This window comes from Nocardioides sp. NPDC057577, assembly GCF_042801335.1.
In the GTDB taxonomy this organism is placed as follows: domain Bacteria; phylum Actinomycetota; class Actinomycetes; order Propionibacteriales; family Nocardioidaceae; genus Nocardioides.
In genome coordinates this window covers 29738-44129 of sequence record NZ_JBHVGB010000014.1, presented here as the reverse complement: position 1 = coordinate 44129, position 14392 = coordinate 29738, and the positions used below count along the sequence as shown (strand labels likewise).

Below are 14392 nucleotides of genomic sequence, written 5' to 3'. Positions count from 1 at the left end.
ATCGGGGCGTCAGGCGACGTGACGGCTCCGGAAGGAGGTCGGCGAGGTGCCGTGGAGGCGTTTGAAGGCGGCGCTGAGGGCGAACGGGTTGGCGTAGCCGACGCGGGCGGCGATCGCCGACAGGGTCAGGTCCGTGCCGACCAGCAGGTCCGCGGCCAGGGCGAGCCGCCACCGGGTCAGGTACGCCAGTGGCGGCTCGCCGACCTGCTCGGTGAAGCGCCGGGCCAGTGCGGCTCGCGAGAGACCGACCTGCTCACCGAGGCCGGCGACCGTCCAGGGCAGCTGCGGATGCTGTTCCATCGCCCGCAGCACCGCGGCCACCGCGTCATCAGCGGGAAGGGCCGGGGAGGCCGCGAGCACCTCACGCACGGCCTTGACCACGAGTACGTCCAGCAGCCGGTCGAGCAGGGCCGCCTGGCCGGCCTCCTCACGCACCAGCTCTGCCGCCAGGAGGTCGAGAACGGCAGTGTCGAAGCCGCGCAGCACCACGCTGGTCGGCAGCCGGGACAACAGCAGCGAGCCCACGGACGTCTCGCGCTCATAGGTCCCGATGAGCATCACGGTCGCCTCCGGCGAGCGACTGTTTCCCCAGGTGCGTACGCCCAGCGCCAGCTCCTCGGCCAGCAGCGCGCCGTTCGGGTCGACGCAGACCTGGCCGGGCAGGATCCGGATGTCGGCGGGGCGATCGGCCGAGTCGGCGATGACATAGGTCGCCGGCCCGCGGCACACGATCACGTCGCCCGCCGCCACCTCCTGCGGTCCCTCGCAGCCGGTGAAGACCGCCGCTCCGCGTGCGATCGCGATGACCGTGAGCGGCACCTCGTCCTCCGCGGTGATCGACCACTCCCCGGCGAACACGGCCTTCAACAGGAAGGCGGCCTGGGCCCGTGGACCATCCATGAGCAGATCCAGCGACGACATGAGTGAGACGATAACGCATCCTGCCTGGAGTCACACGTATTCCATCGTCGCTCGCGGCAGACCAGATTAGAGGCATGACAACTCTCATCACCGGCGCCACCGGCAAGACCGGCCAGCGCGTCGTCCACCGCCTCCAGACCCTCGACCACGACGTACGTGCCGTCACCCGCCACTCGACACCCCGCTTCGACTGGCACGACCGGACCACCTGGGCCGAGGCCGTCGACGGCTGCGACTCGGCCTACCTGACCTTCCAGCCCGACCTCGGCCTGCCGGGGGCCGACGAGATCATCGGCGCGTTCGCCGCTCAGGCGGTCGCCGCCGGCTGCACCCGGCTGGTGCTGCTCTCCGGCCGCGGCGAGGACGGTGCCCAGCGCGCCGAGCAGGCGATGACGGCCTCCGGCGCCGAGTGGACGATCCTGCGCTCGGCCTTCTTCCTGCAGAACTTCACCGAAGGTGCGTTCGCCGACGAGCTCGCCGCCGGGTCGCTCACCATGGTCGAGCACACCGTCGCCGAGCCGTTCGTCGACGCCGACGACATCGCCGAGGTCGCCGTCGCCACCCTCCTCGACAAGGGCTACGTCGGCCGGGTCCTGGAGCTCACCGGGCCGCAGCTGCTCACCTTCGAGGAGGCCGCGCGCGCCGTCGGCGGGCCCGGCGTCGCGTACCGCTCCGTGCCGACCGAGGACTACATCGCGGTCCTGACCGAGGCCGGGTTGCCGGCTGCGGACGCAGCCGGGCTGGCGTACCTCTTCGAGGAGGTGCTCGACGGACGCAACGCGTACGTCACCCAGGACATCGAAACGGTCCTGGGCCGCGCTGCTCGGAGCATCGACGGTCTCGCCGGTGGTGAGCAGTCATGAGCGAGGTCGTACTCACCGGCGCGAGACTGCTCAACGGCATCACCGCGGGCATCTACATCGCCTTCCTGGTCGCCTTCATGCCGGCGCTGCACGGCCAGCCCGACGAGGTCTACGCGCGGGTCATGAACCGGCTCAACGTGGTCATCGTCAACCCGGTGTTCCTGGCCTTCTTCCTGGGCGCCCCGCTCCTGGCCCTGCTCCTCCTCGGCTGGCACCGGAGCCCGCTCGCCATCACCGCCGCCTGCCTGTCCGTCGCCGCCGTCGTCATCACCTTCGCGGCGAACCTGCCGCTGAACGACGCCCTGGCGAACGGCGGCGCCGTGTCCGCGTACGAGAAGCCGTGGCTGATCTTCCACACCCTCCGGACCCTCACCGCGACCGGTGCCTTCGTGCTGCTCAGCCTGCCCGGGACCGTCACCCGGACCTAGCAGCAGACGACCTGCTGCACCTTGAACAGGGTGTCCTCCTGGCGCTGCATGTTGACGTAGCCCTGGTCGACCCAGACCACTCGGAAGAGCCCGTCCCCGAGGTCCTCGACCCGGCGCTCGCCGCCGGCGTCGAGGTCGTCGAGGATGTGGTAGTAGAAGCCGTCGCCGGAGGCGTCGCCGGTGCAGGCCCAGGCGGCCGGGTCGTCGAGGTCTGGGATGTAGAGGCCCGCGGCCTCGCAGTCACCTGCCTGGAGCGCGTCGACGAACTTGACGGCCGCGGTCTCCGCGCCGCTGACCGGCTGTCCGGCGGCGGTCTCCTCGCCGCCGGCCGGATCCTCGGCCGCGCCACCTCGTGACACGAACCAGGTCGCGGCACCTACCAGCACCAGCGCGGCGCCGACAGCGGCCGCGACGAGGACGGCGTTGCGGCGGCGTACCGGAGGCTGCGGAGGTCCAGGGGGCGGCGGCGTGCTCGGCGAGCGGAGCACCGTCGGCGTGTCCGAAGGAGGAGGTACGTCGACCGCCCGCCCCTCAGCCGCGGCGGTGAGGGCCGCCGCAAAGCTGCCCGCGTCCGGCCAGCGATCCTCAGCCCTCGGCTCCAGGGCACGCATGATCACCGCGGACACCGTTGCCGGCACGGGCGCGACCGTGCCGAGGTCGGGAACCCGAGACACGACCGTCAACGCCGGCGCGGGCGAGCGCCCCGCGAACATCGCCCACGCGACCGCGCCCAGGCTGCGTACGTCGGCGCGATGGTCGATCGGCAGCGACTCGTCGAACTGCTCGGGCGCCATGTAGGCGGGCGTCCCGATCTGCCGGGTCACCTCCGAGTGCTGGTCGAGCGCGCGGGCCACGCCGAGGTCGGCGACCATCGCACGCAGCCGCCCGTCGGAACCACCGGCGAGCAGGATGTTGGCCGGCTTCACGTCGCGGTGGATCACCGAGCGTGCATGCAGAGCGTCGAGGCCGGATGCAGCCTGGGCCACCAGATCAGCCACCAGATGCGGCGGCATCCCTTGCGGGTGCTGGGTGATCAGCTCCGCGACGCTTCCCCCGTCGGCGTACGCCATCACGAAGTAGGGCGCACCCGTCGGAGTCTCACCGATGTCGTGGACCGAGACGACGTGGGGCGAGTCGACCGACCGGAGGAAGCGCGCCTCCTGCAGGAACCGCTCCCGGATGTCGGCTGTCTGCGTCCACTGGGCGCTGAGCACCTTCACGGCAACGGGCGAGTCGAGGTCCGGGTCGTGGTAGAGCCACACCTCGGCGAATCCGCCGGAACCGAGCGGCTTGACCTGGCGCAGGCGCCCGAGCATCTGGGGAAGAGTCACCGGGACATTATGGGGGCAGGGTTGGTGTCATGGACGCGATGCAGTCGTCCTGGTGATCATTGGTTCATGCCGGTCGACATCTCCTCGATACCCGCTGGGCTGCTGCCCGCCGACGGCACGGATTGGCAGCCGGTCACGACCGGAGAGTCCGGTGCCGCGGTGCTGCACGACCGTGGTCGTGGGCGTTATGCGAAGCTCGTCGCCGCCGTGGATGCTGGCGAGCTCGCTGCCGAGCGAGACCGGATCATCTGGCTGGGCGACTCAGGCCTCCCGGCCGCGACAGTGCTCGAGTGGCGAGCCACCGACGACGGTGCCTGCTTGATCACCAGTGCTGTTGCCGGCGTCCCGGCCGATCGGCTCGATGCGGCGGCGCTCGGGCACGCCTGGGCGGCGATCGCTTCCATCGCACGGAGGCTGCACGACCTCCCCACGGCGGACTGCCCTTTCGACCGAAGGCTCGCGTCGATGATGCCGCTGGCTCGTACGACCGTGATCGAGAACCGGGTCCAAGCCGAGTTCCTGCCGGTGTCGATGCAGCACGTGCAGGCGACAGAGATCCTCGGCCGGCTCAAGGACCAGCTGCCGCAGCGCCAACGTGAGGAGGAGATCGAGCGAGTCGTCTGCCACGGCGACCTCTGCCTGCCGAACATCCTCATCGACCCCGAAACGATGCACGTCACCGGACTGATCGACCTGGGCCGCCTCGGTGTCGCGGACCCGTACGCCGACATTTCCCTGCTGCTCGCCAATGCCCGCGAGACCTGGCCCGACGAAGTCACCGCTCGCCAGGCGGACGCCGAGTTCGCCCAACGATATGGAATCGAGCTCGACGCGGAGCGGCAGAGCTTCTATCTACTGCTCGACCCGCTGACCTGGCCCGCCTGAGGCGAAGACCTGGGGCAGAGGGAAACCACCTCCGCGCAAATGCCAACCGCCTCCGAACCAACATTTCTGCTGACTCAGAGGCGGTCTCATATTCTGCGCGCCTGTAGGGATTCGAACCCCAAACCTTCTGATCCGTAGTCAGATGCTCTATCCGTTGAGCTACAGGCGCAGTGTTACCGAAGCAACGTGTAGAAGATTAGCGGAAGATGGTCCGTGACCAGAAATCGCCACGTGTGAGAGGATCTTGCGCCAGCCACAGCATCGGGGAGGTGGAGCGTGAGCAAGCGTCAACCCACGCCGTCCGGCGAGGAGAAGAACGTGAAGGACGAAGGACGCACGCCCAGGACGCGTGCACTGCTCGAGGCCAAGGGCATCGAGCTGTTCGAGCTCATCGCGAGCCGCGGCGGGATCCCCGTGTCAGACCCACGGATCAGCGAGGACGGGGAGTACGCGGGTGCGTTGACAGCTCTTGAGGAGCTGGGGCTCGTTCGCAACCCCGACGAGGCACCGGGCACCTGGGTGACGGTCGACCCGGCGACGGTTCAGGCGCAGGTCGTCACACCCATGACCCAGGAGGGGATCAGGCTCCTCCAGGAGTCGGCCGAGTGGGCCAACGACTTCACCGCCCTGCACAGTGCCTGGCGCCGCTCGGCGCCGGCCGATCAACGTGGTGGCATGACCAGCATCCACCGGCCGCAGATCCAGCCGTTCATCGATTCCCTGGTTGCGGAATGCGAGTTCGAGGCGCTCACCGCGCAGCCGCAGGCAACGCGTGACCCCAGCGTGCTGGCGGAGACCGCGCGTAAAGACGCCGCGCTCCTCAGGCGCGGCGTGAAGATGCGGACGCTCTACCAGCATGCGGCCCGTCGCCACTCTGCGACTCGGGACTATGTCGCCGCGGTCTCGCAAGCGGGAGGCGAAGTCCGGACACTTGACGAGTTCTTCAACAAGATCCTCATCTTCGATCGTCGGGTTGCGATCATCCCGGGACCCGACGGGATCGAGACGGCCCTAGCCGTACGGGAGCCTGCGATCGTGGCCTATCTGGTCGATGTCTATGAGCGATCGTGGGAACGAGCCCGCCCGTTCTCCGCAGCCGACACATCGACAATGAAGGAAGTGGCCGGTGAGCAGCGGTCCATGACGCTGCGGATGCTGATCGAAGGGCATTCAGACCCCTCTGCCTCGAAGCGCCTGGGCGTGAGCCCACGCACGTACGCCGGCTATGTTTCCGACCTCAAGGAGGAGTTCGGAGCGGACACTCGGTTCCAGCTGGGCTATGAGATCGGCCGCAGCGATGCCGAGAACGGCGGGCTCGACGGCAACACGCCTCTGCCGCGCGACTGACGCCGGTGATCTGTGTGGTCACTGATCACCGGCATCGGGTGCAGCACATCACCAACTGGTGTCGTTGTTCGCAGAGATCCAACTAGTGTCTGCCTTGACGATCCAACTGGTGTCGGCTTGAGCCGGGGCCGAGGCAAACATGCTTACGACGACCGTTGCGGCGGAGGCCAGAGCAAGAGCCGCCGCAGTGCGTACGAGCTTCATAGATTTCCCTTCATGGTCTCGAGGCCGCGGTGTCGCCGAGAGGCCTACCCACCCAAGTATGGTGCCAGCCGCAGGTTACGAACAACCATTGTTCCGGTGTACGAACCTCTGCGCGGCACAAAGATGCAGGTCAGAATGCGTTTGGCCCCCGGTTTCAAGGGGGCCAAACACATTGAAACTGGCGGAGGCGGAGGGATTTGAACCCTCGATGGGGTTTAAGCCCCAAACTCGATTAGCAGTCGAGCGCCATAGACCGGACTAGGCGACGCCTCCATACCGCTCGAACAGGCTACAAGACCCGCACTCCTGGGACCAATCAGGGGGCGTCGGACGATCCCGAGGTGGTGTCGAGGGGCTTGATGGTGGCCTTCAGATAGACCTGGAGATCGCGTACGAACTGCTCGCGGTCGATGCTGAGGATGGTCACCGGGATCGTGGTGGCGCCGCCCTTCTTGAGCCGCAGCTCCAAGCACGGCGTGCCTGCGGGCATCGTGGTCACGGCCTCCTGGATGTCGACCCAGCGGGCCTCGCGGACACCGGCACCCCGCACGAACGCGACCCGGTAGCCCTGGGCGCTGGCGCGCAGGACGTACGCCTTGTTGCGAAGCCACCAACCGAACCCGATCACCGCGGCGACGCCGACGACGAGCGGGAAGAAGAGCCACGCGAAGTCGATCCGGGCCGCGATCACGACGGCCGTGCCGGCGAAGACCAGGAGCGCCAGGCCGACCACGGCGGCACCGAGGAGGCGGGCCTGCACGGAGGGAGCGAGGCGGTAGTAGGTGAGCTCAGCAGATGACACGCTCTCCATTGTGGCCGACACGGGAGCCGAGAGCCGCATCGGCTTGCTCCTTTACGTGACCTAGGTCACAATCTGCTCATGACAGGTGTGCTTCCTAATATGTCGGATGCTCTTCGGGCCCTGGATACCGCAATCGCCGCTCCCCGTCCGGGGGCCAACGTCGGCCTGTGGCGCTGGTCGGTGCGCCAACGTCTCGCGGGCGTACGTGATGCGTTGCTGGTCCTCGACACCGGTCAGGAGTGGCATGCCCTCAGCGATGTCGGCGCGCTCCGCGACCGCGGCACGCTGCTGAGCAGGCTCGCCGTCCTCGCCGACGACGTGCTCGACCGCATCGACCTCGAGGATCTGCTCCTCGAGCTGCGGCGGCTGATGATCGACGTGGATCGTCACCTGCAAGAAGTCTGAATCTGGCAGGGCCACGCCCGCGCCAACGCCCCCTCAGCCAACTATCGCTGGCGCTCAACCTGGCAGAGGGGGCGGGATTCGAACCCGCGGTAGGTCTCCCTACGACCGCTTTCAAGGCGGTTCCGATCGGCCACTCCGGCACCCCTCCATGCGCCCGTGGGCGCGTGGGCGAGTCTAGTGCGCCTGAGGCTCAGGCGCTCAACTCGACGAGGACGTCGCCCTCTTGGACGACGTCTCCGGAGGCGACCTTGACCGCCACCACGGTGCCCGGGGCCTCGGCGAGGACCGGGATCTCCATCTTCATCGACTCCAGCAGCATGACGGTGTCTCCGACGGCAACCTTGTCCCCGGGTTGCACTCCGACGCTCATGACGTTCGCGACCATCTCGGCAGCGATCGTGGTGGGGACTCTTCGGTTCATACCCCCGAACCTATGGGTTACCGCGAGGTAGCCCCAGCCGGGGAGCGCCTCAGAGCAGCGCGTGGGTGCGGCCGGGCTCGGGGCGGACAGCGCTGGCCTCATCGGCCTCACGCGCCGCCCTGCGACCGCTGCCGGCGGCCGGCGAGCCGGTGAGCGCGAGGTCGATGCGGATGATGATGAACGCGATTACCAGGCCGATGAGGATGCTGTAGACGACCGAGAGAGCCGCTTCGGCGAGCCCGACGTCGGGGTTGAGGAACGTGCTCGCGACGGGCGCGGTGAGCGCGACACCGAAGAGGCAGACCCACCAGCCCTGGCGGCGCCGAGCGCGCATGTGGGTGCCCCAGACCAGCGCAGGGACCCCGAAGAGCGCCTGGATCGGGTGCGGGTAGCCACCGATGTGGATGCGGCACCAGCGCTGCATGTCGTCGACCGAGTCCATCAGGCCGGTGCTGCCGTAGCGGCGCAGCATCTCGGCGTAGATCAGGGTGAGCGCGAGCATCAGGCCACCGATGCCGACGATGATCGCGCCGCGCCGGCCGAGGCCGTGCAGGCCGGCACCGAGGCGGTAGACCGCGAAGAAGGCGATCGCGAGCGAGCAGGCCAGCGTTGCGTACTCGAATCGGGAGACCATCACGACCGGCTCGAAGCCGAGCGCGGCGAAGCTTCCGAGTGCGGCGATGCCGACTGCGATGAACGTCTCCCGGATCGTCTTCGGGAAGCGACGCGACGGGACGGTGGCCATCACCGCGAGGACCGCGGCCACCGATGCGACCAGAACCGCCGCACCCGTACGCAGCGCCTCGTTGTCCACGAGCACCACGACGAGCCCGGCGACCCCTGCCAGCGATCCGAAGATCAGCGGGCGGCCACCGGTGCGGTGCGCCAGCGCGAAGGTATAGGCGGTGCCGACCACGACGGCGCCGAGGCTGCCGAAGATCTCCGGGCCCAGGTCGAACGCACTGACCACGAGGCCGAGCACGCCGACGGCGAGCGCGACCAGCCAGATCGCCCGGACGGTGCCGGCGGTCAGGCTCTCGATGAGGCCGAGGCCCGCGCGGGCGGCGCCTGCTCCGGGGACCCTCGGCTGCGCGAGGAACGAGGTCACCTTGGCGGCAGGGGTGGGCCGGCCCGACGGCTCGATGTCGTAGGGCCCGGCGGGATCACGGACCGGCTCGAGATGGCCGGACTGGTAGGGGTCGGCCTGATAGCCCGGCTGCTGGACGTGGGGCGGCGTCTGCGGCGTCTGCGGCGCCTGCGCCAGGCCGGTCGTCGCGAGGTAGGGAGCCGGCGTGGAGTAGGCCGGCGCCTGCCACGCGCTCGGCGGCGGCGCGGTCGGCCCGCTCAGGGCCGGCGCGGGCTCGGCCCGGTAATCCGGCGCCGGGTAGCCGCCGTAGGAGGGTTCCTCCGGTGCGGTCCGCGCGGCACGCTTGCCCGTGTAGCCGTTCGGCTCGTCGAACTGCTCGGGCTCGGCACGCCCGGCGATCCGGCGACCACCACCCGTGGAGGGAGGCTCCTGGGGCGGCTGACGCTCGTCGTACCACGCCTCGTCGGCCCAGCCGTTATCGCTCCAGCCGGGGCCGTTGCTCTGCTGGTCGAAGGTCTGGCCGGTGTCCTGATAGCCCGCCCAGTCGTCCTCCGCCCACTGGTCATAGGCCAGCGCCTCGCTCGAGGTCGGCTCGACGTAAGCGGGTGTGGGTTCGCTGCGACCGGCTGCACGACGGCCACGCTTGCTCTTGTCAGCGCGACGGCGGGGGGCTCGGTCCATAACAGACGAGGGTACCGGGGAAGGGGTGAACCTAACGAGTCATCGATATCCGTTTACCGCTGTGACGGGGAGTTGTTGACGAGGGTCACATTCTGCGGTTGACCAGGGAGGGGTTGGTGCGGCGCGCCTCCTCGAGCACGGCTCGATCGATCGTCGCGGAGACGATCTCGTCGCCGTCCCCGGCCTCGGCCAGCACGTCCCCGAGAGGGTCGATGACCATGGAGTGACCGCAGTAGCGAGGGGCCGACTGGGCAGCCGCCGCGATGAAGACGGTGTTCTCGATCGCGCGTGCTCGCACGAGCGTGCGCCAGTGGTCGACCTTGCGCGGACCGGCCACCCACGCGGCCGGCAGCACGATCAGCTCGGCGCCCTTCTCGACCAGGCGTCGCGCGAGCTCGGGGAAGCGCAGGTCGTAGCAGGTCATCAGCCCCGTCGGCACCCCCGCGACGTCGACCACGACGGGCTCGATCGCGCCGGCGACCAGCGCGTCGGACTCCTTGTAGCCGAAGGAGTCGTAGAGATGGATCTTCCGGTACGCCGCCTCCGCCCCGCCCCGGACGAGCAGCGTGTTGAACGGCCGGCCGCCAGGATCACCGCTGGTCTCCAGCATCCCGGCCACCACCGTGGCCCCACGCTCGCCGGCCACCCGGGACAGCTCGGTCCCGAACGGCCCGTCCGTGCTCTCGGCGTAAGGGCTCAGGTCGGATCCCGGCTTGCCGAAGTCGCGCGCGAACACCTCCGGGAAGACGACCATGTCGCTGTCGCTCGGCGTCAGCTCGGCCAGGAGTGACCGGTTGTCGTCGGGCTCGAGACCCGAGGCGTGCTGCACGAGGCTGATCCGGAGGCGGTTCCAGGTGGTCACCTCTCCAGACTAGAGTCCGGGGCGTGACTGCCTGGGACGAATGGGAGCCGTACGCAGCCGTGCTGCTCGCCGGAGGACGCAGCTCCCGCCTCGACGGGATCGACAAGTCCGGGATCGAGCTCGGCGGCCGCACGATGCTGGCCTGGACGCTGGACGCCGTCGTCGACGCGATGGAGGTCGTCGTCGTGGGCGACCCGGTGCACACCGAGCGCCCGGTGACCTTCGTCCGCGAGGATCCCCGCTTCGGCGGCCCGGTCGCCGCCCTGCTGACCGGCGTGGACGCGCTCCTGACCACGCGGGCGTACGTCGGGGTGATCGCCGTCGACATGCCCTTCCTGCGTCCGCGGACCCTGTCGCGGCTCCGGGAGGCGGCGTTCGGTCGCGACGGCGCCGTGCTCGTCGGGCCCGACGAGCGGCGCCAGCTGGCCCTGGTCCTCTCCTCCGCACGGCTCGCCGAGGTCCGTCCCGACCACGAGGGGCAGCACGGGATGCCGTTGCGCAAGCTCCTGGCCGGCCTCGACCTCGTCGAGGTCCCGTCCGAGGGCGACGAGCATCGAGACATCGACACCTGGACGGACCTGAAGTCGATCTGAGGAATCGCCTCAGTGGCTCGCGCGCCAGCTGTAACACGCTGTTACACCGACTATCCGGTCGTTCAGAACGACCGGACAGTCCTACGAACGACGTGTTACACGACACCAGGCGCACAACTCACCCCTCATGCAGCCCCCTAGTGTTGGAGGCATGCGAGCCGTCGTAGCAGAGCAGCCCGGAGGGCCTGAGGTCCTCACCGTCACCGACCGACCCGACCCGGAGCCGGCACCCGGTGAGGTCGTGATCGACGTCGCCGCCGCGGGGCTCAACCGGGCAGACCTGCTGCAGCGCCAGGGCTTCTACCCGCCCCCGAAGGGCGCCAGCGACATCATCGGGATGGAGTGCAGCGGCGTCATCTCGGCGGTCGGCGAGGGCGTCGACGAGTGGGAGATCGGCCACGAGGTGTGCGCGCTCCTGGCCGGCGGCGGGTACGCCACGAAGGTCGCCGTCCCGGCCGGACAGGTGATGCCGGTGCCGGAGGGGGTCGATCTGGTCACCGCCGCCGCGCTCCCCGAGGTCACCACCACCGTGTGGTCCAACGTGTTCATGGTCGGCGGGCTGACTCCCGACGAGACGTTCCTGGTCCACGGCGGTGCCGGCGGGATCGGCACGATGGCCATCCAGCTCGCCAGCCAGATCGGCGCCCGGGTGATCACCACGGTCGGTTCGGCCGAGAAGGCCGAGGTCGCCAAGTCGCTCGGCGCCGAGGTCGCCATCAACTACAAGGACCAGGACTTCGTCGAGGTCGCCAAGGTCTACGGCGGCGCCGACGTCATCCTGGACAACATGGGTGCGAAATACCTCGCCCGCAACATCGACGCGCTCAACCCCGAGGGTCGTCTGGTCATCATCGGCATGCAGGGCGGCACCAAGGCCGAGCTCGACATCAACGCCCTGCTCCGCAAGCGGGCCGCGGTGATCGCCACCAACCTCCGCGGCCGCCCGGTCGAGCAGAAGGCGACGATCTGCGCCGAGGTCGTCGAGCGCATCTGGCCGATGGTCGAGGCCGGCGAGGTGAAGCCGGTCGTGCAGGACGTACTTCCGCTGGCGGAGGCCGCCGAGGCACACCGGCTCATGGAGTCCGGCACCCACACCGGCAAGATCCTGTTGACCACCGCGCCGTAGGTAGGGTTGGGCGCATGACTCAGGAGCAGACCGGGGAAGTCGTGGTGATCGGACCCGACGGGCAGCCGATCGCGGTGCCCGCCGACGTACTCAAGAACGCCACCGCACCGGAGGCGAACGAGGACGAAGAGCGCGATGTGACCGACCTCGTGGAGCAGCCCGCGAAGGTGATGCGGATCGGTTCGATGATCCGCCAGCTGCTCGAGGAGGTGAAGGCCGCCCCGCTCGACGAGGCCTCCCGCAACCGGCTCCGCGAGATCCACCAGGCCTCGATCAAGGAGCTCGAGTCCGGGCTCGCACCCGAGCTGGTCGAGGAGCTGGAGCGGCTCTCGCTGCCGTTCGCCGAGCAACAGACCCCTTCCGAGGGTGAGCTGCGGATCGCGCAGGCGCAGCTGGTCGGTTGGCTCGAGGGTCTCTTCCACGGCATCCAGACCGCCATCTACGCCCAGCAGGTCGCCGCGCGCGCCCAGTTCGAGCAGATCCGCAAGGGCCTGCCGCCGGGCGTGAGCCTCTCCCCCGAGGGTCAGCCGGCCGCCGGCCAGGGCGGGCCCGCGCAGGGCAGCCAGCACGACCACGGCGACACGTCCGGCGGGCTCTACCTCTAACCGAGTGGCGGGATGTTCACCGAGGTAACTCGGTGAACATCCACTTCCTTCGTGGAACTCCACGAGGAGAGCGAGCGCCGACCGAGTTACCTCGGTCAGCAATCACGGCAGCGGCCCACCGACGAGCGCGACGACCACACCCACCCCTGCCGCGAGCAGGAGCGTGAGCACGACTCCTCGCTTGAGCAGCAGCAGGAGTACGCCGGCGGCAGCCAGCACCACCCACTGCCACCACTCGCTCGTCGCCATGGCGAGCGGCACCGCGGACCCGAGGATCGCCCCGATCGCGGCCGGCCCGGCCCCTTCGAGGAAGGCACGGGCGAGCGGTGAGGAGCGCAGCGCCTCGAAGTGCCGTCCGCCCGCGATGATCATCACGAACGACGGCCCGAACGCGATCACGGCAGCGCCCAGCGCGCCGAGGAGTCCGGCCGCCGCGAAGCCGACGACCGCGACGGTGTGGACGACCGGGCCCGGGGTGATCTGCCCGAGCGCGACCGCGTTGAGGAACTCGGCGTCGCTCATCCAGCCGTAGCGGTCGACCGCATCTGCCTGCATCAGCGGGATGATCACGAACCCTCCCCCGTACGACAGCGCGCCGACCTTGAAGGCCGTCCACGCCAGCGGCGCCGCCACCGTCGCGGTGAGCGCTCCTTGGGCCAGGACCGGCACGGTGAGGACCGACTGGAACGAGTTCGTACGCCACGGCCTCCGCATCGCGACCTCGACGAGCCCGGCGCCGATGAGCACGAGGACTACCCAGGCCCCGGTGGTCGCGGCGGCGACGGTGCCGACGACGGCGTAGAGGATCCATCGCGGACGCGACGAGGTCCGCTCATAGGAGGACGGCACCAGCGCCCAGCCCGCCTGGACCGCGACCGCGGCGACCGCCGCGCCGGCCCCGGCACCCGCGCCGAGCACCCACGCGGGCGGGTCGCCCAGGAACAGCGCCGCCAGGGCGAGGATCAGCACCAGACCCGGCAGGATGAACGCGAGCCCGCCGACCAGCGCACCGAGCACCCCGCGAACCCGCCAGGCCGTGAAGATCGCCAGCTGGGTCGAGGAGGGTCCCGGGAGCAGGTTGCAGGTCGCGATCGCGTCCTCGAACTCCTCCGGCTCGACCCAACCGCGGCGCTCGACGACGGTCTCGCGCAGCAGGCGGATGTGGGCGGGCGGCCCGCCGAACCCGATGACTCCGATCCGGCCCCACTCCCGCGTGATCTCCACCAGCGACGTGGTCATGACGCGCAGCGTACGGGCTCGGCGTGAAGTTTCTCAGATGTGGATCTTCTGTAACTCCAAAGTGGCGAAAAGCTGCGTCATGACCTGGCCGCGACCCCGTTTCTCTCACGTGAAGGCCGCCGGACAACGGACGGCCAGCGCCGTCCGCCGAGAAGAGGAAACACCATGGCTACCACCACGATCACCGCACGTCACCGCAGTGACCTGACCGCCGTCGAGTCGATCCGCAACAACGTCCTCGACGCCGTCCGCAGCCTCCGCAAGCCCGACCCGTCGGAGCACAAGCACCGTGGCGGGATGCCGCCGGCCGTCGGCAACACGATGTTCGGCGTCGCCGCCGTGGCAGCCGCCGGCATCGTCGCGCTCGGCGCCTTCCGCTGACCATGCGCCTACATCTTCGGTCCGTCGTACACAGCCTGATGCTGTGGGTGGACGCCCTGGGCCTACTGAGGGGGAGGGCCAGGGCACGGCCGGGGGGCCGCCGCACCACGGACTGAGTGTCGTCGCACGAGCGGATCGGCCTCGGTGACCCGGAGACCGGTCTCCTCCTCGAGCTCCCGCACCGCGGCGACCCGCTCGCTCTCGCCAGCAT

General features: G+C 69.5%; 17 protein-coding genes and 3 tRNA genes. 9 read left to right on the top strand and 11 right to left on the bottom strand.

From position 1 onward, the window contains the following. Nucleotides 1–9 precede the first annotated feature (9 nt). Nucleotides 10–921: an AraC family transcriptional regulator gene (locus ACFU7D_RS04975; protein ID WP_378864092.1), complete on the bottom strand. Its 912-nt coding sequence runs from the start codon at nt 919–921 to the stop codon at nt 10–12. Between the two features lie 74 nt (nt 922–995). Between ACFU7D_RS04975 and ACFU7D_RS04970 the strand changes: the two genes are divergently transcribed. Together ACFU7D_RS04970 and ACFU7D_RS04965 are read left to right on the top strand one after the other, a co-directional pair. Next, nucleotides 996–1784 (top strand): NAD(P)H-binding protein, encoded by a 789-nt coding sequence (locus ACFU7D_RS04970; RefSeq protein WP_378864090.1) that lies wholly within the window; start codon nt 996–998, stop codon nt 1782–1784. Continuing rightward, nucleotides 1781–2212 (top strand): anthrone oxygenase family protein, encoded by a 432-nt coding sequence (locus ACFU7D_RS04965; protein ID WP_378864087.1) that lies wholly within the window; start codon nt 1781–1783, stop codon nt 2210–2212. The genes ACFU7D_RS04970 and ACFU7D_RS04965 overlap by 4 nt, the downstream gene beginning before the upstream one ends. Here the strand turns inward: ACFU7D_RS04965 and ACFU7D_RS04960 are convergent. Further along, complete coding sequence (locus ACFU7D_RS04960; protein WP_378864084.1) at nt 2209–3543, bottom strand: serine/threonine-protein kinase; 1335 nt, start codon at nt 3541–3543, stop codon at nt 2209–2211. The two genes, ACFU7D_RS04965 and ACFU7D_RS04960, sit on opposite strands and share 4 nt — an antisense overlap. Before the next feature lie 66 nt (nt 3544–3609). On the opposite strand from ACFU7D_RS04960, the gene ACFU7D_RS04955 reads away from it, so the two are divergent. Then, nucleotides 3610–4428, top strand: a complete 819-nt coding sequence (locus tag ACFU7D_RS04955) for an APH(3'') family aminoglycoside O-phosphotransferase (RefSeq protein WP_378864081.1) — start codon at nt 3610–3612, stop codon at nt 4426–4428. Between the two features lie 96 nt (nt 4429–4524). On the opposite strand, the gene ACFU7D_RS04950 is transcribed toward ACFU7D_RS04955, so the two are convergent. Continuing rightward, nucleotides 4525–4597: transfer RNA gene (locus tag ACFU7D_RS04950), tRNA-Arg, on the bottom strand. Between the two features lie 107 nt (nt 4598–4704). Here ACFU7D_RS04950 and ACFU7D_RS04945 point away from each other — a divergent pair. Beyond that, nucleotides 4705–5775, top strand: a complete 1071-nt coding sequence (locus ACFU7D_RS04945) for a LuxR family transcriptional regulator (protein WP_378864078.1) — start codon at nt 4705–4707, stop codon at nt 5773–5775. A gap of 383 nt (nt 5776–6158) precedes the next feature. Here ACFU7D_RS04945 and ACFU7D_RS04940 read toward each other — a convergent pair. Both ACFU7D_RS04940 and ACFU7D_RS04935 read right to left on the bottom strand, forming a co-directional pair. Further along, nucleotides 6159–6252 (bottom strand) — tRNA-Ser (locus ACFU7D_RS04940). Between the two features lie 43 nt (nt 6253–6295). Continuing rightward, complete coding sequence (locus tag ACFU7D_RS04935) at nt 6296–6790, bottom strand: hypothetical protein (protein WP_378727966.1); 495 nt, start codon at nt 6788–6790, stop codon at nt 6296–6298. A gap of 90 nt (nt 6791–6880) precedes the next feature. Between ACFU7D_RS04935 and ACFU7D_RS04930 the strand changes: the two genes are divergently transcribed. Then, entirely contained in the window at nt 6881–7186 is a 306-nt protein-coding gene (locus ACFU7D_RS04930; RefSeq protein ID WP_378727933.1) for a hypothetical protein, read from the top strand. 60 nt (nt 7187–7246) lie between these two features. Here the strand turns inward: ACFU7D_RS04930 and ACFU7D_RS04925 are convergent. The 4 genes from ACFU7D_RS04925 to ACFU7D_RS04910 all read right to left on the bottom strand — a co-directional run bounded on the left by ACFU7D_RS04925 (nt 7247) and on the right by ACFU7D_RS04910 (nt 10237). Beyond that, nucleotides 7247–7334 (bottom strand) — tRNA-Ser (locus tag ACFU7D_RS04925). A 42-nt stretch (nt 7335–7376) separates the two neighbouring features. Further along, nucleotides 7377–7607 carry a biotin/lipoyl-binding carrier protein gene (locus tag ACFU7D_RS04920; RefSeq protein WP_091044463.1) on the bottom strand — a complete coding sequence of 77 codons (231 nt, stop codon included), beginning with the start codon at nt 7605–7607 and terminating at the stop codon, nt 7377–7379. Between the two features lie 49 nt (nt 7608–7656). Beyond that, nucleotides 7657–9375, bottom strand: a complete 1719-nt coding sequence (locus ACFU7D_RS04915; protein ID WP_378864074.1) for a hypothetical protein — start codon at nt 9373–9375, stop codon at nt 7657–7659. A gap of 85 nt (nt 9376–9460) precedes the next feature. Further along, a complete protein-coding gene (locus tag ACFU7D_RS04910; RefSeq protein WP_378864071.1) occupies nt 9461–10237 on the bottom strand; it encodes a carbon-nitrogen hydrolase family protein in 777 nt (258 codons plus the stop codon). Nucleotides 10238–10260: 23 nt separating this feature from the next. Here ACFU7D_RS04910 and ACFU7D_RS04905 point away from each other — a divergent pair, with 23 nt between their 5' ends. The 3 genes from ACFU7D_RS04905 to ACFU7D_RS04895 all read left to right on the top strand — a co-directional run bounded on the left by ACFU7D_RS04905 (nt 10261) and on the right by ACFU7D_RS04895 (nt 12561). Further along, the gene (locus tag ACFU7D_RS04905; protein ID WP_378864068.1) at nt 10261–10830 is read left to right on the top strand and encodes a molybdenum cofactor guanylyltransferase; all 570 of its coding nucleotides are present in this window, start codon (nt 10261–10263) and stop codon (nt 10828–10830) included. Nucleotides 10831–10981: 151 nt separating this feature from the next. Next, complete coding sequence (locus ACFU7D_RS04900) at nt 10982–11956, top strand: NAD(P)H-quinone oxidoreductase (protein WP_378864066.1); 975 nt, start codon at nt 10982–10984, stop codon at nt 11954–11956. Between the two features lie 14 nt (nt 11957–11970). Continuing rightward, entirely contained in the window at nt 11971–12561 is a 591-nt protein-coding gene (locus tag ACFU7D_RS04895) for a bacterial proteasome activator family protein (protein ID WP_378864063.1), read from the top strand. 102 nt (nt 12562–12663) lie between these two features. On the opposite strand, the gene chrA is transcribed toward ACFU7D_RS04895, so the two are convergent. Then, on the bottom strand, nt 12664–13800 hold the full coding sequence (gene chrA, locus ACFU7D_RS04890) for a chromate efflux transporter (RefSeq protein ID WP_378864060.1): 1137 nt from the start codon (nt 13798–13800) through the stop codon (nt 12664–12666). A 165-nt stretch (nt 13801–13965) separates the two neighbouring features. On the opposite strand from chrA, the gene ACFU7D_RS04885 reads away from it, so the two are divergent. Then, entirely contained in the window at nt 13966–14181 is a 216-nt protein-coding gene (locus tag ACFU7D_RS04885) for a hypothetical protein (RefSeq protein ID WP_378727940.1), read from the top strand. A gap of 62 nt (nt 14182–14243) precedes the next feature. Here the strand turns inward: ACFU7D_RS04885 and ACFU7D_RS04880 are convergent. Then, nucleotides 14244–14392, bottom strand: a 149-nt coding sequence (locus tag ACFU7D_RS04880; protein WP_378864130.1) for an NUDIX domain-containing protein, incomplete at its 5' end; no start/stop codon positions are given.